The 16,681-nt window shown below is 70.1% G+C and carries 18 protein-coding genes; 9 read left to right on the top strand and 9 right to left on the bottom strand.

The features are described 5' to 3' along the window. Nucleotides 1-30 precede the first annotated feature (30 nt). The 3 genes from DEJ02_RS02940 to DEJ02_RS02930 form a co-directional block, all read right to left on the bottom strand. Nucleotides 31-873, bottom strand: coding sequence for an exodeoxyribonuclease III (locus DEJ02_RS02940; protein ID WP_110863349.1), 843 nt, complete (start codon nucleotides 871-873; stop codon nucleotides 31-33). A 128-nt stretch (nucleotides 874-1,001) separates the two neighbouring features. After that, nucleotides 1,002-1,274: an HPr family phosphocarrier protein gene (locus DEJ02_RS02935; RefSeq protein WP_022905912.1), complete on the bottom strand. Its 273-nt coding sequence runs from the start codon at nucleotides 1,272-1,274 to the stop codon at nucleotides 1,002-1,004. Between the two features lie 69 nt (nucleotides 1,275-1,343). Further along, nucleotides 1,344-2,114 (bottom strand): DeoR/GlpR family DNA-binding transcription regulator, encoded by a 771-nt coding sequence (locus DEJ02_RS02930; RefSeq protein WP_027466423.1) that lies wholly within the window; start codon nucleotides 2,112-2,114, stop codon nucleotides 1,344-1,346. Nucleotides 2,115-2,365: 251 nt separating this feature from the next. Here DEJ02_RS02930 and ptsP point away from each other — a divergent pair, with 251 nt between their 5' ends. From ptsP to DEJ02_RS02885, 9 genes are all read left to right on the top strand, one after another. Then, nucleotides 2,366-4,024: a phosphoenolpyruvate--protein phosphotransferase gene (gene ptsP, locus DEJ02_RS02925; RefSeq protein WP_111031946.1), complete on the top strand. Its 1,659-nt coding sequence runs from the start codon at nucleotides 2,366-2,368 to the stop codon at nucleotides 4,022-4,024. Nucleotides 4,025-4,092: 68 nt separating this feature from the next. Continuing rightward, nucleotides 4,093-5,649, top strand: a complete 1,557-nt coding sequence (locus DEJ02_RS02920; protein ID WP_163342633.1) for a PTS mannitol transporter subunit IICB — start codon at nucleotides 4,093-4,095, stop codon at nucleotides 5,647-5,649. 88 nt (nucleotides 5,650-5,737) lie between these two features. Next, nucleotides 5,738-6,175 carry a PTS sugar transporter subunit IIA gene (locus DEJ02_RS02915; protein WP_071244331.1) on the top strand — a complete coding sequence of 146 codons (438 nt, stop codon included), beginning with the start codon at nucleotides 5,738-5,740 and terminating at the stop codon, nucleotides 6,173-6,175. Continuing rightward, nucleotides 6,172-7,329, top strand: coding sequence for a mannitol-1-phosphate 5-dehydrogenase (locus tag DEJ02_RS02910; protein ID WP_111031944.1), 1,158 nt, complete (start codon nucleotides 6,172-6,174; stop codon nucleotides 7,327-7,329). The genes DEJ02_RS02915 and DEJ02_RS02910 overlap by 4 nt, the downstream gene beginning before the upstream one ends. Before the next feature lie 113 nt (nucleotides 7,330-7,442). Further along, nucleotides 7,443-8,375 (top strand): NADP-dependent oxidoreductase, encoded by a 933-nt coding sequence (locus DEJ02_RS02905; protein WP_111031943.1) that lies wholly within the window; start codon nucleotides 7,443-7,445, stop codon nucleotides 8,373-8,375. Nucleotides 8,376-8,495: 120 nt separating this feature from the next. Then, the gene (locus DEJ02_RS02900) at nucleotides 8,496-9,032 is read left to right on the top strand and encodes a DUF805 domain-containing protein (protein ID WP_111031942.1); all 537 of its coding nucleotides are present in this window, start codon (nucleotides 8,496-8,498) and stop codon (nucleotides 9,030-9,032) included. Between the two features lie 80 nt (nucleotides 9,033-9,112). Beyond that, on the top strand, nucleotides 9,113-9,679 hold the full coding sequence (locus DEJ02_RS02895) for a DUF805 domain-containing protein (protein WP_111031941.1): 567 nt from the start codon (nucleotides 9,113-9,115) through the stop codon (nucleotides 9,677-9,679). Next, nucleotides 9,676-10,200 carry a DUF805 domain-containing protein gene (locus tag DEJ02_RS02890; protein WP_111031940.1) on the top strand — a complete coding sequence of 175 codons (525 nt, stop codon included), beginning with the start codon at nucleotides 9,676-9,678 and terminating at the stop codon, nucleotides 10,198-10,200. The genes DEJ02_RS02895 and DEJ02_RS02890 overlap by 4 nt, the downstream gene beginning before the upstream one ends. Continuing rightward, on the top strand, nucleotides 10,197-10,952 hold the full coding sequence (locus tag DEJ02_RS02885; RefSeq protein ID WP_258378650.1) for a DUF805 domain-containing protein: 756 nt from the start codon (nucleotides 10,197-10,199) through the stop codon (nucleotides 10,950-10,952). Before DEJ02_RS02890 ends, DEJ02_RS02885 begins: the two co-directional genes overlap by 4 nt. A 67-nt stretch (nucleotides 10,953-11,019) precedes the next feature. On the opposite strand, the gene DEJ02_RS02880 is transcribed toward DEJ02_RS02885, so the two are convergent. From DEJ02_RS02880 to DEJ02_RS02855, 6 genes are all read right to left on the bottom strand, one after another. Further along, on the bottom strand, nucleotides 11,020-11,661 hold the full coding sequence (locus tag DEJ02_RS02880) for a TNT domain-containing protein (RefSeq protein WP_071244287.1): 642 nt from the start codon (nucleotides 11,659-11,661) through the stop codon (nucleotides 11,020-11,022). A gap of 51 nt (nucleotides 11,662-11,712) precedes the next feature. After that, on the bottom strand, nucleotides 11,713-12,486 hold the full coding sequence (locus tag DEJ02_RS02875; RefSeq protein WP_017888736.1) for a succinate dehydrogenase iron-sulfur subunit: 774 nt from the start codon (nucleotides 12,484-12,486) through the stop codon (nucleotides 11,713-11,715). A 1-nt stretch (nucleotide 12,487) separates the two neighbouring features. Then, nucleotides 12,488-14,281, bottom strand: coding sequence for a succinate dehydrogenase flavoprotein subunit (sdhA, locus tag DEJ02_RS02870; RefSeq protein WP_027466445.1), 1,794 nt, complete (start codon nucleotides 14,279-14,281; stop codon nucleotides 12,488-12,490). A gap of 49 nt (nucleotides 14,282-14,330) precedes the next feature. Continuing rightward, entirely contained in the window at nucleotides 14,331-14,777 is a 447-nt protein-coding gene (gene sdhD, locus DEJ02_RS02865) for a succinate dehydrogenase, hydrophobic membrane anchor protein (RefSeq protein WP_027466446.1), read from the bottom strand. Nucleotides 14,778-14,788: 11 nt separating this feature from the next. After that, a complete protein-coding gene (gene sdhC, locus DEJ02_RS02860; RefSeq protein ID WP_017888739.1) occupies nucleotides 14,789-15,238 on the bottom strand; it encodes a succinate dehydrogenase, cytochrome b556 subunit in 450 nt (149 codons plus the stop codon). Nucleotides 15,239-15,316: 78 nt separating this feature from the next. Continuing rightward, entirely contained in the window at nucleotides 15,317-16,552 is a 1,236-nt protein-coding gene (locus tag DEJ02_RS02855) for a glycosyltransferase family 1 protein (RefSeq protein WP_258378649.1), read from the bottom strand. Nucleotides 16,553-16,681: the final 129 nt, after the last annotated feature.

Below are 16,681 nucleotides of genomic sequence, written 5' to 3'. Positions count from 1 at the left end.
GGTGCGTCAGGTGAAGCGAGAGAAGAGGGGTCAGAGTTCGTAGTCGACGACCACGGGGGCGTGGTCGGACCATCGCTGGTCGTACGCCGCGGCGCGGTCGACCGTGTACTCCGTGACCTTGGCGGCCAGGTCGGGCGTCGCCATCTGGTAGTCGATGCGCCAACCGGTGTCGTTGTCGAACGCCTGCCCGCGCCACGACCACCACGTGAACGGGCCGTCGACGTCGCCGGCCTGGGCGCGACCCACGTCGACCCATCCGAGCCCGGGGCCCGTGGAGCCGTCGGCACCCTCGACCGGTTCGCCGTCGGCGCCGAAGAACCGCGAGAAGTAGGCACGCTCGCGCGGCAGGAAGCCGGCTCGCTTGACGTTGCCCTTCCAGTTCTTGATGTCGCGCTCGTCGTGCCCGACGTTCAGGTCACCGACGACGACCGCGAGCGGGTTGTGCGCCCGGAGTGCCGGCAGCCGCTCGGTCATGGCGTCGAGGAACTTCCACTTCTCGTCCTGCTTCGGGGTGTCGACCTCGCCCGAGTGCACGTAGGTGGAGACGACGGTGACGGTCGTGCCGCCGATCTCGTAGTCGGCCTCGAGCCAGCGGCCGGCCGAGTCGAAGTCGTCCGGGCCGAGCGCGACGCGGTGGATCTGGGCCGAGTGACGCGAGGCGATGGCGACGCCGGCCCGGCCCTTCGCGGTCGCCGGGTCGTGCACGATGTCCCACTCGTCGCCGAGCAGCGCCGCCAGGTCGTCGCTCGACGCGCGCACCTCCTGCAGGGCCAGCACGTCGACGTCGCGGGTGGCGAGCCAGTCGCCCATGCCCTTGCGGAAGGCGGCGCGGACGCCGTTCACGTTGACGGATGCGAGGCGCAGGCGTGTCATGCAGAACACCTTATCGGCGGGTGCCGACAGCCCTGGACGCCCCCGACAGACGGACGGGAGGCCCGTGGCTGCGCAGCCACGGGCCTCCCGTCCGTCTGGTGGTCGCGTGCAGGACGCGACCTGCGCGATCAGGCCGCGTCGTGGTCCGTCTTCAGGAACTCGACCAGGCTGTCCGCGGTGGTCTCGGCGTCGTCGCCCGAGACGGTGAGGGTGACCTCGTCGCCGTTCTCGATGCCGAGCCCGAGCAGGGCGAGGATGCTGCCGGCGTTCCCGGACTTGTCGCCCTTGGCGATCGTGACCTGGTGCCCCGACGCCGTCACGGTCTGGACGAAGAGGGATGCGGGGCGAGCGTGCAGGCCGGATGCGCTGGCGACGGTCACGGTGCGGGTGGCTTCGGACATCGATGTACTCCTGTCGATGGGTGGTTGGCTCATGCTAGCGAGCACTGGGTGGGCGGGAACGGGGCACGGTCAGGGTCGGCCGGGCCAGAAGACCTCGGTGCCGGCGGCCTCGACCTCGCGGACCAGGTCGAGGTTGACGGCAGGGTCGGTGATGATCGTGTCGATCGCGGCGAGCGGGGCGACGCGACCGAACTCCTCGCGGCCGAACTTGGTGTGGTCGGCGAGCAGGATGCTCCGTCGGGCGGACTTGATCATCGCGCTCTTCACGGCGGCCTCGGCCATGTTGTGGGTCGTCAGGCCGCGCTCCGGCGTGATGCCGTTGATGCTGATGAAGGCGACGTCGACGCTGACCATGCCGATGAGCTGGTGCGTCCAGGTGCCGACGCCGGCCAGAGAGTCACTGCGGATGTTGCCGCCGAGCAGGTGCAGGTCGATGCCCGGGCGGTTCGCGACGGCGGTGGCGACGGGGAGCGAGTGCGTGACGACGGTCAGCCCGCGGTCGGTCGGCAGCAGCTCGGCCAGGCAGATGGTCGAGGTGCCGGCGTCGATCATGATCGAGCCGTTCTCGGGTAGTTCGGCCAGGGCGGCCTCGGCGATGACCATCTTCTCGGTCTGGTTGATGCCGCCACGGTCGCCGACGCCGGGGTGCAGGGTGATGCGCTCGACAGGGATCGCGCCGCCGTGCGCGCGCCGGACGAGGCCGCGGCGCTCGAGGCTCGTCAGGTCGCGGCGGATGGTCTCGGGCGTGACGGCGAGCAGCTCGGCCAGGTCCTTGACGTCCACCCGGCCCTGCGCGCGCGCCTGCTCGACGATGCGCTGGTGGCGTTCTGGTGCGTACATCGGACCTCGTCGTCTCGGGTCGGAACGGAACGGACATGCTCGGGCACGACATCCGCGATGTCGCCCCCTGCGTTCGATCCGCCAGACGCAAACGGGCATCTGTTTCTGTATTTTTATCCCCGGATGTGTTTGTTTGTCAACGCGAAGCGGGGTAGTGTGCTGATCAACCGCACGGGCGTGGTCTGTTCCCGTGTCGTGTGCACCGAACGATCCACCCCACCGCAAGCGCGTGTGAGATGAAGGAGTCTCGAATGTCCGAACTGCTCGGCACCGGCGTCGGCCGTGGCGTTGCCCACGGCCCCGTGCTCCGGATGGCTGACCCGCTCGGCGAACCGTCGAAGGACGCCCTGGTGGGCTCGGCGGACGACGCGAAGCAGGCCGTGCACGACGCACTGGCCGCCGTGGCGGACGACCTCAACAAGCGCGGACAGCTCGCCGGTGGCGACGCCCAGGCCGTGCTCGAGGCCCAGGCGCTCATGGCGCAGGACCCGACGCTCCTCGACGACGTGCACACCCGCATCGACGGTGGCACCAACGCCGAGCGTGCCGTGTACGAGGCGTTCGCCCAGTTCCGCGACCTGCTCGTCGGCATGGGCGGCTACATGGGGGAGCGCGCGGCCGACCTCGACGACGTCGCCCAGCGCATCATCGCCAAGCTCCGCGGCGTGCACGCCCCCGGCGTCCCCGAGTCGGACACCCCCTTCGTCCTCGTCGCCCGCGACCTCGCCCCGGCGGACACCGCGCTGCTCGACCTCGAGAAGGTCCTGGCGCTCGTCACCCGTGACGGCGGGCCGACCTCGCACACCGCGATCCTCGCCCGTGCCAAGGGCATCACCGCCATCGTCGGCGTGACCGGCGCGGACGACCTGACCGACGGCCAGTCCGTCGTCGTGGACGCCATCGCCGGCACGGTCGTCACCGACCCCGACGCCGCACTGGTCGCGGACGTCGAGCGCCGCATCGCTGACCGCCTCGCCGCGGCCGCTGCGCCGCTCACCGCCGGTGCCCTCGCCGACGGCCACGTCGTGCCCCTGCTCGCGAACCTCGGCAGCCCCGCCGACGCCGCCGGCGCCGTTGCTCTCGGTGCGGAGGGCGTGGGGCTCTTCCGCACCGAGTTCCTCTTCCTCGACTCGCCGAAGGCCCCCACGGTCGACGAACAGACCGAGTCGTACCGCCAGCTGCTCGCGGCGTTCCCCGGCAAGAAGGTCGTCGTGCGCGCGCTCGACGCCGGCGCCGACAAGCCCCTGCCGTTCCTCACCGACAAGGACGAGGAGAACCCGGCCCTCGGGCGCCGCGGCCTGCGTGCCCTGCGGAACCACCCCGAGGTCCTGCGCGACCAGCTGACCGCGCTCGCCCAGGCCGACGCCGCGACCGAGGCCGACCTGTGGGTCATGGCCCCGATGGTCGCCGACGCCGAGGAGACCGAGTACTTCGTCACCCTGGCCCGCGAACTCGGCATCCGCACCGCGGGTGTCATGGCCGAGGTGCCGTCGCTCGCACTGATGGCCGAGCAGGTGTTCCAGAACGCCGACTTCGTGTCGATCGGCACGAACGACCTGACCCAGTACACGATGGCCGCCGACCGCATGCTCGGCACCGTCGCGTCGTACCAGGACCCGTGGCACCCCGCCGTCCTGCGCCTCGTCGCGCAGCTCGGCACCGCCGGAGCCACGGCCGGCAAGGCCGTCGGGATCTGCGGCGAGGCAGCAGCCGACCCGCTGCTCGCCGTCGTCCTGGTCGGCCTCGGCGCCACGACCCTCTCCATGACCCCCGCGGCCCTGGCCGACGTGCGCGCCGAACTCGGTCGCTACACGCTCGAACAGGCCCGCGAGATGGCGACGGCGGCACTCGCCGCGAGCACGGCGGCGGCCGCGAAGTCCGCTGCCGCGTCCGCGGTGCACGCCGCCTGACCCACCACCCCCAGCACCACCCCTCCCAGCACCACGCAGCAGCTCCACCACACAGAAAGTCACCGCACATGACAACGTCGTCCGTTGCAGCGCCCGACGCACCCGCGAAGTCGCGGGGCGGCGGACGCGTCGCCGTTCAGAAGTTCGGCACGTTCCTCTCCGGCATGGTCATGCCCAACATCGCGATCTTCATCGCGTGGGGCATCATCACCGCCTTCTTCATCGAGACCGGCTGGACGCCCGTCGGCGTCCTCGGCGGGTTCGGTGAGACGGCCGGCGTCGCCAACCCCGGCCTCGTCGGCCCGATCCTGACCTACCTGATCCCGCTCGCGATCGCCATCCAGGGCGGCCGGATGGTCTACGACACCCGCGGTGCGGTCGTCGGTTCGATCATGACCATGGGCGTCATCATCGGCGCCAACGGCACCACGATGATCCTCGGCGCGATGATCTGCGGGCCGCTCGGTGCCTACCTGATCAAGCAGATCGACAAGATCTGGGACGGCAAGATCAAGCCCGGCTTCGAGATGCTCGTCAACAACTACGCGGCCGGGATCCTGGGCTTCGCCCTCGCGATGGTCGGCTTCTTCTGGCTCGCGCCGCTGTTCAAGCTCATCGCCGAAGGCCTCGGCGACATGGTGGACTTCCTCGTGCAGCACTCGCTCCTGCCGATCGCCAGTGTCATCATCGAGCCGGCCAAGGTGTTCTTCCTGAACAACGCCATCAACCACGGTGTGCTCGACCAGCTCGGGGCCGACCAGGTGAAGGAGTCGGGCAAGAGCATCCTCTTCCTGCTCGAGGCGAACCCCGGCCCCGGCCTCGGTCTGCTGCTCGCCTTCACCTTCTTCGGTGTCGGCATCGCCCGCTCGACCGCTCCCGGCGCGATCATCATCCAGTTCTTCGGTGGCATCCACGAGATCTACTTCCCGTACGTGCTGCAGAAGCCGGTCCTGTTCATCGCCGTCATCCTCGGTGGTGCCACGGGTGTCGCCACGAACGTCGCGTTCCAGTCCGGCCTCGTCGCCCCGGCGTCGCCCGGCTCGATCTTCGCGGTGCTCGGCGCCACGGAGCGCAACAGCTTCCTCGGCGTGATCCTGTCGGTCATCCTGTCCGCCGCGGTGTCGTTCGCGGTCTCGTCCTTCTTCCTCCTCGCCAGCCGCAAGCGCGACCTGGCGAACGGTGGCGGTGACATGAGCGCCGCCATGGCGAAGCTCCAGGCCAACAAGGGCCGCGACGTCAACTCGGCGACCGCCGGCCTGCTCGGCAACAACTCCCCGGCCAACGAGGAAGAGGCCGAGGCCTCCCTCGGCGGCGTCGGCTCGGCCAGCACGGCGACGGCGACGAAGGTCCAGAACCTGGTCTTCGCCTGCGACGCCGGCATGGGCTCGAGTGCGATGGGCGCCAGCGTCCTGCGCAACAAGATCAAGAAGGCGGGCATCGAAGGGGTCACGGTCTCCAACAAGGCGATCGCGAACCTGTCCGGTGACGAGGACCTGATCATCACGCAGGAAGAACTGACGGACCGCGCGAAGCAGAAGAACCCGAACGCGCAGCACGTGTCGGTCGGCAACTTCATGAACGCTCCGCAGTACGACCAGGTCGTCGAGCAGCTGAAGAACCAGTAACGCCACAACCAGTAACGAAGTGCAGTATCGGAGGGGACGGGGCCGACCCGTCCCCTCCATCTCGTCCTCAACACAAGGAGAACCCCCGATGCCCGTCCTGCAGGAGAGCCAGATCCGCATCCACACCGAGGACACCGCGCCGACCAAGTCGGAAGCGATGAAGGAGGCGGCCGAGATCCTCGAGGCTGCGGGCGCGGTCACGGCCGACTACTACCCGGCCATGCTCGAGCGTGAGAAGAGCGTGTCCACCTACATGGGCAACTTCCTCGCCATCCCGCACGGCACCAACGACGCGAAGGACGCGATCAAGTCGTCCGCCCTGTCGTTCATCCGCTACGCCAGCCCGATCGACTGGGACGGCAACCCCGTGCGCTTCGTCGTCGGCATCGCCGGCGTGAACAACGAGCACCTCGACATCCTGTCGAAGATCGCGATCGTGTTCTCCGACGAGGACGAGGTCCAGAAGCTCACCGACGCGGCCGACACCGCTGCGATCCTCTCGATCCTCGGCGAGGTCAACGAGTGAGCACCAGCACCGCCGTCCACTTCGGCGCCGGCAACATCGGCCGTGGCTTCGTCGGGCTCCTGCTCCACGAGGCCGGGTACGAGGTCGTCTTCGCCGACGTCGCCGCCCCGCTCATCGACGCCCTGGCCGCAGCCGACTCGTACACCGTGCACGAGGTCGGGGCCGGCGCCCAGGACCACGAGGTCACGAACTTCCGCGCGCTGAACAGCGCCCAGGACGAGGACGGCGTGGTCGCCGAGATCGCGAAGGCCGCCATCGTCACGTGCGCCGTCGGCCCGAACGTCCTGAAGTTCATCGCCCCGGTCATCGCCCGCGCGCTCGTCGCCCGCGACGCGGACGCCGCACCGATCGCCGTCATGGCGTGCGAGAACGCCCTCAACGCCACGGACCGCCTGCGCGAGTTCATCGTCGCCGCCCTGCCCGAGGACGGCCGCGACGCCGCCCTGGCCAAGGCCGTCTTCGCGAACACCGCCGTCGACCGCATCGTGCCCGCGCAGCCCGAGGGCGGCGGACTCGATGTGACCGTCGAAACCTACTTCGAGTGGGCCATCGACCGCACGCCGTTCGGTGGGAACGAGCCGGAGATCCCCGGCGCGCACTACGTCGACGGCCTCGCGGCGTCGATCGAGCGGAAGCTCTTCACGGTGAACACCGGGCACGCCACCGTCGCGTACCACGGCTTCGTCGCCGGGGCCGACAAGATCTCGGACGCCATCGCGATCCCCGCCGTGCGCTCCGAGCTCGAGTCCGTGCTCGCCGAGACGAGCGACCTGCTCATCCGCCGGCACGAGCTCGACCCCGAGGTGCACCGCGCGTACGTGCAGGCGATCATCGGCCGGTTCGAGAACCCGCACCTGCCCGACACGGTGACCCGCGTCGGCCGTCAGCCGCTCCGCAAGCTGTCGCGCGACGAGCGGTTCGTCTCGCCCGCCGCCGCGCTGGCCGAGGACGGCACCGAGCCGACCGCGCTCCTCGACGCGATGGCCGCGGCGCTCCGCTTCGACGTCGCGGACGACGAGCAGAGCGTCGAACTGCAGGCGCTGTTGGCGTCGGACGCGTCCGACGCGGACGTCGCCACGCAGATCACCGGTCTCGCCGCGGAGCACCCGCTGCACGCCGCGTTCACCGAGCGGATCCGGTCCGCGCGCGCCTGATGACGTCCGCAAGGGCGGCTTGACGACGTCCGCACGGACGGACGGGAGGCCCGTCACCAGCTGGTGACGGGCCTCCCGTCCGTTCCGGGGTCGCGACGCGTACCGTCGCCCGCATGACGAAGCACTGGGTGGCCCCACGGTTCGGCGGCAGCGAAGTCCTGGAGTACGTCGAGGCGGAGGTGCCGGTACCCGGCCCCGGCGAGGTCACCATCACCGTCCGCGCCGCCGGCATGAACCCCGCAGACACCAAGCACACCCGCCAGGGCGACCCCGCGGACCTGCCCATCGCCGTCGGCTACGAGGTCGCCGGCGTCCTGTCCGCCGTCGGCCCCGACACCGAGATCGCCTCCGGTGGGGGAACGGTCGGCGATGAGGTCCTCGCGTTCCGCGTCAGCGGTGGCTGGGCCGAGTCGGTCACGGTGCCCGCGGCCGACGTCTTCGCGAAGCCCGCTTCGCTCGGCTTCCCGGAGGCCGCCAACCTGCTCCTCGCCGGCTCGACCGCCGCCGACATGCTCCGCGTCACCCGCGCCGAGGGGCGCGACACCGTCCTGGTGCACGGCGCCTCGGGCGCGGTCGGCGTCAGCCTGCTCCAGCAGCTGCGGCTGCTCGGCGCCCGCGTCATCGGCACCGCGTCGGAGCGTGGTGCGGACGTCGTGCGACGCTTCGGTGGCGAGTGGGTCGCGTACGGCGACGGACTGGAGGCGCGTGTCCGTGATCTCGCACCCTCCGGCATCGACGTGGCACTGGACTGCGTCGGCACCGACGAGGCCGTCGACGTCTCGCTCGCGTTGGTCGCGGACCGGTCACGGATCGTGACGATCGCCGCGCAGGCGCGGGCCGCATCGGACGGCATCGCCGCGGTGGGCGGCGCACAGCCGGCCAGCAAGGCGTTCCGTGACTCGGTGCGGCAGCGGCTCATCGACCTCGCCGGCGCCGGACAGCTCGAGGTGCCGGTGGCGCGGACCTTCCCGCTGGCGGAGGCGAAGGCGGCGGCGGAGCTGCTGGAGTCCGGGCACCCCGGGGGCAAGCTCGCGCTCCTGCCCTGACAGTGTCGTCGGGCCAGGTCCTCGGGCGGGTCAGGTGTCGTCCGGGCGGATGACGCTCACCTGTGCGGGCGAGTGCCACACTCTGTGTGTACCGACAGCCGCGCCGGAAGGAACCCACCGATGAGCGACCAGCACCCGCCCCGTGACCCGTACGGCCAGCAGCAGGGCCCGTACGGACAGCAGCCGTGGGGGCAGCAGCCTCCGGGGCAGTACGGGCAGCCCGGTCCGGGTCGAGCGAGTGGTGGGAGGTCCGAGCCACCGCTCTGGGCACCCTGGTACGGCATCCCCTTCCCCCAGGCGTTCTTGCGCTTCTGGAAGAAGTACGTGCGCTTCGACGGTCGGGCCAGTCAGTCGGAGTACTGGTTCTGGGCGCTCTGGTACCTGATCGGTTCGGCTGCCGCCGGCATCATCGGGAGCGGGTTCGACGTGCTGCCGTTCGTCGACGACGGTTCGGACGGCCTCGGCAGTCTCTGGAGCCTGGCCTGCGCACTCGGCTTCATCGCGTTGACCGTGCGCCGGCTGCACGACGTCAACCTCAGCGGCCTGCTCGCCCTGCTGTTCATCATCCCGCCGATCGGCATCCTGTTCTCGTTGATCATCGGCCTGATGTCGTCGAACCCGCAGGGGCAGCAGTACGACCGTCCGCTGCAGGGGTGACGCGGTACCGGTTCTGACCGCCGCTCAGGAGTTCTGGTTGACTCGACCGTGAACATCAGCCAACACTCGAGGGGGACCACGTGAGCGACCAGTACCCGCAGGATCCGAACAACCAGCCGAACGCCCAGTTCGGCGGCGCACCGCAGTACAGCCAGCAGCCGCCGACCGGACCGAACGGCGAACCGCCGCTCTGGGCACCGTGGTACGGGATCTCGTTCGGCAAGGCCGTCGGCCGCTTCTTCAAGAAGTACGCCACGTTCAGCGGTCGTGCCAGCCGGAGCGAGTTCTGGTGGTGGTACCTCGCCAACGCGATCGTGGTCATCGTCCTCAGCATCCTGTACGGCATCGGTATCGGCACCTCGGAGCGCTCGACGGTGTCGATGTCGACCGCGACGTCCACCAGTGTCCAGTCGACCGTCACCGAGCCGTCGGCGCTGTTCGTCATCTCGGGCATCCTGTTCCTGCTCTGGGGCCTCGCGATCATCGTTCCGACGCTCGCCCTCGGCTGGCGCCGGCTGCACGATGCGAACCTCCCCGGTGCGCTGTGGATCATCGCGATCTTCGTCGGCATCGTCGGCATCGTCTTCGGCCTGCTGCCCTCGAACCCGCAGGGCGCGCGCTTCGACCGTCCGCAGGGCGCCCGATGACCGAGAGCACGCAGCAGTGGGCGCCCCCGCAGCAGCCCGGTCAGCAGACCGACGCCGCGGGGACGCAGCCGCGATGGGCCCCGTGGTACGGGATCTCGTTCCCGAAGGCAGTTGCGCGCTTCTTCGCGAAGTACGCCACGTTCAGCGGCCGTGCGAGCCGGAGTGAGTTCTGGTGGTGGTTCCTGGCGAACACGATCGTCACCGGGGCACTCGTCACCATCGGGACGGTCATCCGCCTCACCACGCTCAACAGCCGGACCGTCGACTACTACGGCAACGAGATCACCGTCGTCGACCCGGTCCCGCCGGTCTTCTGGGTCGTGCTCGTCCTGCTGGCGCTCTGGGGTCTCGCGACCCTGGTGCCGTCGCTCGCCCTCGGCTGGCGACGCCTGCACGATGCGAACCTCTCCGGGGCACTCTGGATCATCGCGCTGTTCATCGGCATCGCCGGCATCGTCTTCGGGCTGCTGCCGTCGAACCCGCAGGGCGCGCGGTACGACCGGCCCGGGGTCGGTCGATGAGCAACGACGGGACGCCGCAGTGGGGTCAGCCGGGTGGCGGTCAGCCTCAGGGGCAGCCGGGCTCCGGTGACCAGCCTGCTCACGGGCAGCCGGGTTACGGGCAGCAGCCTGGCTACGGCGAGCAGCCTGGGTACGGGCAGCAGCCTGGCTACGGCGAGCAGCCTGGGTACGGGCAGCAGCCCGGTTACGGGCAGCAGCCCGGCTACGGACAGCAGCCGTACCAGCAGTACGCCCAGCCGTACGTCGGTGGGTACCCGCAGCTGGCAGAGCCGATACCGGTCGACGCGGACGGCGTTCCGCCGCTCTGGGCCCCCTGGTACGGCATCGGGTTCCTCGACGCGTTCCTCCGGTTCTTCAAGAAGTACGCCCGCTTCGACGGCCGTGCCGGTCGCAGTGAGTACTGGTACTGGTTCCTGGCCAACGCCATCGTCACGATCGTGCTCTACGGGGGCTTCATCGCCCTGCTGATCGCCACCAGCCCGTCGACCACGGTCGTGGACGACTACGGGTACTCGCGCGACGTGTCGGGGGCGCCCTCACCGCTCGCCTTCGTGCTGCTCGGGCTCTTCGGGCTCTGGTGGCTCGCCACCCTCGTGCCGAACCTGGCACTCGCGTGGCGCCGGCTCCACGACGCGAACCTGCCGGGCCCGCTCTGGCTCGTGTCGCTCATCGCGAGCCCCGCCGCCATCGTGTTCGGCTGCCTGCCGTCGAACCCGGCCGGTGCGCAGTACGACCGCCCCGACCTGCGGTAGCTCCACGGACGAGAACAGCCCGCCCCATGCGTCGAGCGTGGGGCGGGCTGTTCGTGTGTCGGTGGGCTCAGACGACCCGGAGGCGGACGAGCGCGCCGTCGACCACCAGGTCACGCACGGTGGCCGACGGGTCGGCGATCTGGAAGCGCAGGGCGCCGCCCGGCTGCTCGAACCACGGCTGGACGAAGCGGACGTTCACCAGGAATGGCCGGTCGACGACGTAGCGGTGGGTCTCCGGCGAGGAGGTCACGTGCGGGGGCAGTGACCGGCTGGGCAGCGGGGTGTCGAGCGGGTGCAGCAGGTAGCCGTCCGGGCCACCGATGCGGTCGACGGGGACACCGGCCGGGATCTGGATGGTCAGCCCCTGCTCGCCGGCCTGCGCGACCTGCTGCGCGAGCTGCGGGTAGGTCGACGCCGCGCGGTCGCGGAGCCCCTCAAGCTCGTGGCGGGGGATGTCGCGCGGCTCCGGGAACGGACGGTTCAGGAACCGGCGCAGCATCTCGACCGCGTCGTCCTCGCCCGTGGCCTGCGCGAGACGCCGAGCCGTGCCGTAGTCGACGACCTCGAGCGCGTAGCCGGAGGCGTCGGTCTGGACGATGCGGAGCGCCCCCTCGACCGGCGGTTCGTGCAGGGTCTCGCCGGGGAGCTGCACGTACCGGGTCGTGTAGCCGAGCTGGTCGAGGATGGGGCGGGTGTCCGCGAACGTCATGGTCGGGAGCCTATCGGTCGACGTGGTGCTGGGCCTTGGACGGAGCCGGGACTACGCGCGGCCGCGCATGATCGCCTGCTTGACCTCGGAGATCGCCTTCGTCACCTGGATGCCACGGGGGCACGCGTCGGTGCAGTTGAAGGTCGTGCGGCAGCGCCAGACGCCTTCCTTGTCGTTGAGGATGTCGAGACGGACGTTCGCGGCGTCGTCGCGGGAGTCGAAGATGAACCGGTGTGCGTTCACGATCGCAGCGGGGCCGAAGTACTGCCCATCGGTCCAGAACACCGGGCAGGACGACGTGCACGCGGCGCAGAGGATGCACTTCGTGGTGTCGTCGAAGCGGGCGCGGTCGGCGACGGACTGCACACGCTCCTTGCCGGGCGTCGGGGCCGACGAGGACTGCAGGAACGGCTGCACCTCGCGGTAGCTCTGGAAGAAGGGCTCCATGTCGACGACGAGGTCCTTCTCGAGCGGCAGACCCTTGATCGCCTCGACGTAGATCGGCTTCGAGACGTCGAGGTCCTTGATCAGGGTCTTGCACGCCAGGCGGTTGCGACCGTTGATGCGCATCGCGTCGGAACCACACACGCCGTGTGCGCACGAGCGGCGGAAGGTCAGGGACCCGTCCTGCTCCCACTTGATCTTGTGCAGGGCGTCGAGGATGCGGTCGGTCGGCAGCATCATGACGTCGAAGTCCTGCCAGCGCGGCTCGTCGTCGACGTCGGGGTCGAAGCGACGGACGATGACCGTGACGGAGAAGGATCCGGGAGGGGCGTCTTGCACGGTGTCGGTGCGGGGTGCCTCGGAGACCAGGGTGTCGGTCATCTCAGTACTTCCTCTCCATCGGCTGGTACCGCGTGATGACGACGGGCTTCCAGTCGAGCGTGATGTGGTCGTCGGCGAGTGACGAGTGCGGGTCGCCCGTCAGGTACGCCATGGTGTGCTGCATGTAGTTCTCGTCGTCGCGCTTCGGGTAGTCGTCGCGCATGTGGCCGCCGCGGCTCTCCTTGCGGTTGCGCGCGGAGTAGACGACGACCTCGGCCAGGTCGAGCAGGAACCCGAGCTCGACGGCCTCGAGCAGGTCGGTGTTGAACCGCTTGCCCTTGTCCTGCACGGAGACCTGCATGAAGCGGTTGCGGAGCGTGTGCAGCGTCTCGGTGACGCGGGCGAGCGACTCGTCCGTGCGGAACACCTGGGCGTTCTTGTCCATCTCCTCCTGCAGTTCCTTGCGGAGGGCGGAGACGCGCTCGGTGCCGGTCGAGGCACGGAGCTGGTCGAGCATGCCGCGGACGCCGGCCGCCGGGTCTTCCGGCAGGGGGAGGAACTCGGCGGTCTGGACCCACTCGGCCGCGTTGTTGCCCGAGCGCTTGCCGAAGACGTTGATGTCGAGCAGCGAGTTGGTGCCGAGGCGGTTGGAGCCGTGCACGGAGACGCAGGCGCACTCGCCGGCGGCGTACAGGCCGGGGACGACGGTGGTGTTGTCGTACAGGACCTCGGCCTTGACGTTCGTCGGGATCCCGCCCATCGCGTAGTGTGCGGTCGGCATGACGGGCACCGGCTCGACGACCGGGTCGACGCCGAGGTACGTGCGGGCGAACTCGGTGATGTCCGGCAGCTTCGTCTCGAGGACCTCGGCCCCCAGGTGCGTGCAGTCGAGCAGCACGTAGTCCTTGTTCGGTCCGGCACCCCGACCCTCGGCCACTTCCTGCACCATGCAGCGCGCGACGATGTCACGCGGTGCGAGGTCCTTGATGGTGGGGGCGTACCGCTCCATGAAGCGCTCGCCCGAGGCGTTCCGGAGGATCGCGCCCTCGCCACGGGCACCCTCGGTCAGCAGGATGCCGAGCCCGGCGAGTCCGGTCGGGTGGAACTGGAAGAACTCCATGTCCTCGAGCGGCAGGCCCTTGCGCCACACGATGCCGACGCCGTCGCCGGTCAGGGTGTGCGCGTTCGAGGTGGTCTTGTACATCTTGCCGAAGCCGCCGGTCGCGAAGATCATCGCCTTGGCGTGGAAGACGTGCAGCTCACCGGTCGCGAGCTCGAACGCGACGACGCCGGCCGGCTGCTGGCGGGTGACACCGTCGTCACCGACGACGTCGACCATGATGAGGTCGAGCGCGTAGAACTCGTTGTAGAACTCGACGCCGAGCTTCACGCAGTTCTGGAACAGCGTCTGCAGGATCATGTGCCCGGTGCGGTCGGCGGCGTAGCAGGCCCGGCGGACCGGGGACTTGCCGTGGTCGCGGGTGTGCCCACCGAAACGGCGCTGGTCGATCTTGCCCTCGGGCGTGCGGTTGAACGGCAGGCCCATGTTCTCGAGGTCGATGACGGCGTCGATCGCCTCTTTCGCGAGGATCTCGGCGGCGTCCTGGTCGACCAGGTAGTCGCCGCCCTTGATCGTGTCGAAGGTGTGCCACTCCCACGAGTCCTCTTCGACGTTCGCGAGGGCCGCGGCCATCCCGCCCTGCGCCGCACCGGTGTGCGACCGGGTGGGGTAGAGCTTCGAGATGACGGCCGTCTTCGCCTTCGGGCCGGCTTCGATCGCGGCTCGCATGCCCGCGCCTCCGGCGCCGATGATGACGATGTCGAACTGGTGGTGGTGGACGGTGGTCTCGGTCACAGGGGTCTTTCCGTAGACGGTGGGAACGCGGGCAGCAACGGTGGTGGTGCTACTGCGCCGGGCAGAAGGACGGCAGGTCGGCGGCAGCGGCGCCGGCGGGGCACGGGTCGAAGGTCCAGCAGACGAGGAGCCCGAGGACGATCAGCACGACGCAGGCGGCCAGGATCGCGACGAGGAGCGTCTTGCGGATGCCGGGCTTCGACACGTAGTCGTTGACGATCGTGCGCATGCCGTTCGAGCCGTGGATGAGGGCGAGGACCAGCATGAGCGAGTCCCAGACCTGCCAGAAGGGGTTGGCCCACTTGCCCGCGACGAAGGCGAAGTCGATCTGCTTGACGCCCTCGCCGGCCACCATGTTGACGAAGAGGTGGCCGAAGATCAGCACGACGAGCAGCACGCCCGAGGCGCGCATGTAGATCCAGCCCCACTTCTCCCAGTTGGTGGTGCTGCGGGCGGCCGCGGCCGAGCGGGGAGGTTCGACGATCTGCGTGGTCATCTTCGTGCCCCTCAGTTGAAGTCCGCGACGAGGTTCATGAGCTGGCGGGGCAGGAAGCCCGCGATCGCCACCGCCCACAGGACCATGACGATCCAGAACATGGCCCGCTGGTACTTCGGGCCCTTCGACCAGAAGTCGATCAGGATGATCCGCAGGCCGTTGAAGGCGTGGAACACGATGGCCATGACCAGCGCGATCTCCCCGAGGTTCATGATCGGGGTCTTGTACGTGCCGATGACCGCGTTGTACGCCTCGGGTGAGAGCCGCACGAGCGCCGTGTCGAGGATGTGCACGAGCAGGAAGAAGTAGATCGCGACGCCGGTGATGCGGTGGAGGACCCACGACCACATCCCGATCGAACCGCGGTAGAGCGTGCCCTGTGGCGTCCGAGAAGCCCGCGGGGCTTCGATCGAGACGTCGGGCACCGCGGTCGCCGTACCCCCGCCGGTGTGCTCAGCCATGAGCTCGTCCTTCCATAGGACGGGCTCGCCCGATCGGCGAGCCCTTGCCGTTCGTGTTCGTGTGGAACACGACCCATCCTATGCGCGGGCGCTGACCTTCTCGTCCCGACCTGCCCGGAGGCCCCGTCCGACGGGCGGCGCGCCGATGGTGCGGGCCGTGTCGTGGTGGTCGAGGAGCTGGTCGCCGACGGCCTCCCAGGTCGTGCCCTCGACCCGGAGCCGACCGGCGGAACCCATCCGCTCCGCCAGCGCGCGGTCGTGGTGCAGCCGCAGGACCGCGTGCCGCAGGGCCTGCGGCGCATCGGCGTCGTAGAGCTCGCCGTCGAGCCCCGGGGCGACCAGGTCGAGCGGGCCGCCGGACGCCGGCGCGATCACGGGCAGGCCGGAGGCGTGGGCTTCTTGCAGGGTCTGCCCGAAGGTCTCGGCCGGACCGGTGTGCACGAACAGGTCGAGCGACGCGTACGCGTCGGCGAGTGCGTCGCCGCGCAGGGGGCCCGTGAAGGTGACGTCGAGGTGCCGGAGTCGCCGTTCGAGCATGGCCCGCGACGGACCCCCTCCGGCCACGACGACCCGGATGCCGGGGACGCCGCCGAGTTCGGCGAGCCGCTCGACCTCCTTCTCCGGGGCCAGGCGTCCGACGTACCCGACGATGGTCTCGCCGTTCGGGGCCAGGCGGCGGCGGAGTGCCCGCACGTGCCCGGTCGACCGGCGCGCGGGGTGGAACAGCTCGGTGTCGACGCCGCGACCCCAGCGGGCGACGCGGGGCACGCCCTCCTCGGCGAGCATCGTGGCCGTCGCGCTCGACGGGGCGAGCGTCAGCGAGGCGCCGGCGTGGATGCGTCCGAGGATCTTCCGCACCAACGGGACGGTCGCGGTCAGGCCGTTGCGGCGGGCGAACCCGGCCACGTCGGTCTGGAAGACGGCGACGGAGGGGATGCCGAGCCTCCCGGCTGCCGTGATCGCGCGCCCACCCAGCAGGAACGGACTGGCGGCGTGGAGCACGTCGGCGCCGGAGGCGGCGAGGATCGTGTCGAGCACCGGGTGGGGGAGTGCCACCGGGAACTGGCGGTAGGCGACGGCGGGGATGCGGTGGACGTCGAAGGAGCGGTAGCGCTCGACGGCGCTGCGCGACCGGAACTGCGCCAGGCCGGGGGTGTCCGGGGCGATCACGACCGCGCGGTGACCCCGTCGTTCCAGGTGGTCGAGGACCGCCAGGACACTGGTGGTCACGCCGTTGAGGGTGGGCAGGAAGCTCTCGGTCACGACGGCGACGGTCCGGGGGGACGTGCCGCGCTCCACGCTGCGTGCGCTCATGGTGCTGCCCATGCTCCGGGCGTGACGTGACCCGGCGGGGCCGACGACGTGAACGGGACGCGCGCGCCGGGTGAACAACGCGACGCCCTCCGGTGCGGACGCCGGACGGAGCCCTGCGGGAGGCCGCAT

Origin of the sequence: Curtobacterium sp. MCLR17_042, from assembly GCF_003234695.1 — a bacterium.
Classification (GTDB): Bacteria; Actinomycetota; Actinomycetes; order Actinomycetales; family Microbacteriaceae; genus Curtobacterium; species Curtobacterium flaccumfaciens.
Note: the sequence above shows the minus strand (reverse complement) of the source record. Positions and strands in the feature narration are given on the sequence as shown.

What these genes read in the sequence shown, in the direction of transcription:
- DEJ02_RS02855 (WP_258378649.1), bottom strand. Translation starts at nt 16,552, where the DNA reads ATGAGCGCACGCAGCGTGGAGCGCGGCACGTCCCCCCGGACCGTCGCC.
- sdhC (WP_017888739.1), bottom strand. Translation starts at nt 15,238, where the DNA reads ATGGCTGAGCACACCGGCGGGGGTACGGCGACCGCGGTGCCCGACGTC.
- DEJ02_RS02920 (WP_163342633.1), top strand. Translation starts at nt 4,093, where the DNA reads ATGACAACGTCGTCCGTTGCAGCGCCCGACGCACCCGCGAAGTCGCGG.
- DEJ02_RS02885 (WP_258378650.1), top strand. Translation starts at nt 10,197, where the DNA reads ATGAGCAACGACGGGACGCCGCAGTGGGGTCAGCCGGGTGGCGGTCAG.
- DEJ02_RS02875 (WP_017888736.1), bottom strand. Translation starts at nt 12,486, where the DNA reads ATGACCGACACCCTGGTCTCCGAGGCACCCCGCACCGACACCGTGCAA.
- DEJ02_RS02900 (WP_111031942.1), top strand. Translation starts at nt 8,496, where the DNA reads ATGAGCGACCAGCACCCGCCCCGTGACCCGTACGGCCAGCAGCAGGGC.
- DEJ02_RS02890 (WP_111031940.1), top strand. Translation starts at nt 9,676, where the DNA reads ATGACCGAGAGCACGCAGCAGTGGGCGCCCCCGCAGCAGCCCGGTCAG.
- DEJ02_RS02930 (WP_027466423.1), bottom strand. Translation starts at nt 2,114, where the DNA reads ATGTACGCACCAGAACGCCACCAGCGCATCGTCGAGCAGGCGCGCGCG.
- DEJ02_RS02935 (WP_022905912.1), bottom strand. Translation starts at nt 1,274, where the DNA reads ATGTCCGAAGCCACCCGCACCGTGACCGTCGCCAGCGCATCCGGCCTG.
- DEJ02_RS02905 (WP_111031943.1), top strand. Translation starts at nt 7,443, where the DNA reads ATGACGAAGCACTGGGTGGCCCCACGGTTCGGCGGCAGCGAAGTCCTG.
- DEJ02_RS02940 (WP_110863349.1), bottom strand. Translation starts at nt 873, where the DNA reads ATGACACGCCTGCGCCTCGCATCCGTCAACGTGAACGGCGTCCGCGCC.
- sdhD (WP_027466446.1), bottom strand. Translation starts at nt 14,777, where the DNA reads ATGACCACGCAGATCGTCGAACCTCCCCGCTCGGCCGCGGCCGCCCGC.
- DEJ02_RS02915 (WP_071244331.1), top strand. Translation starts at nt 5,738, where the DNA reads ATGCCCGTCCTGCAGGAGAGCCAGATCCGCATCCACACCGAGGACACC.
- DEJ02_RS02880 (WP_071244287.1), bottom strand. Translation starts at nt 11,661, where the DNA reads ATGACGTTCGCGGACACCCGCCCCATCCTCGACCAGCTCGGCTACACG.
- ptsP (WP_111031946.1), top strand. Translation starts at nt 2,366, where the DNA reads ATGTCCGAACTGCTCGGCACCGGCGTCGGCCGTGGCGTTGCCCACGGC.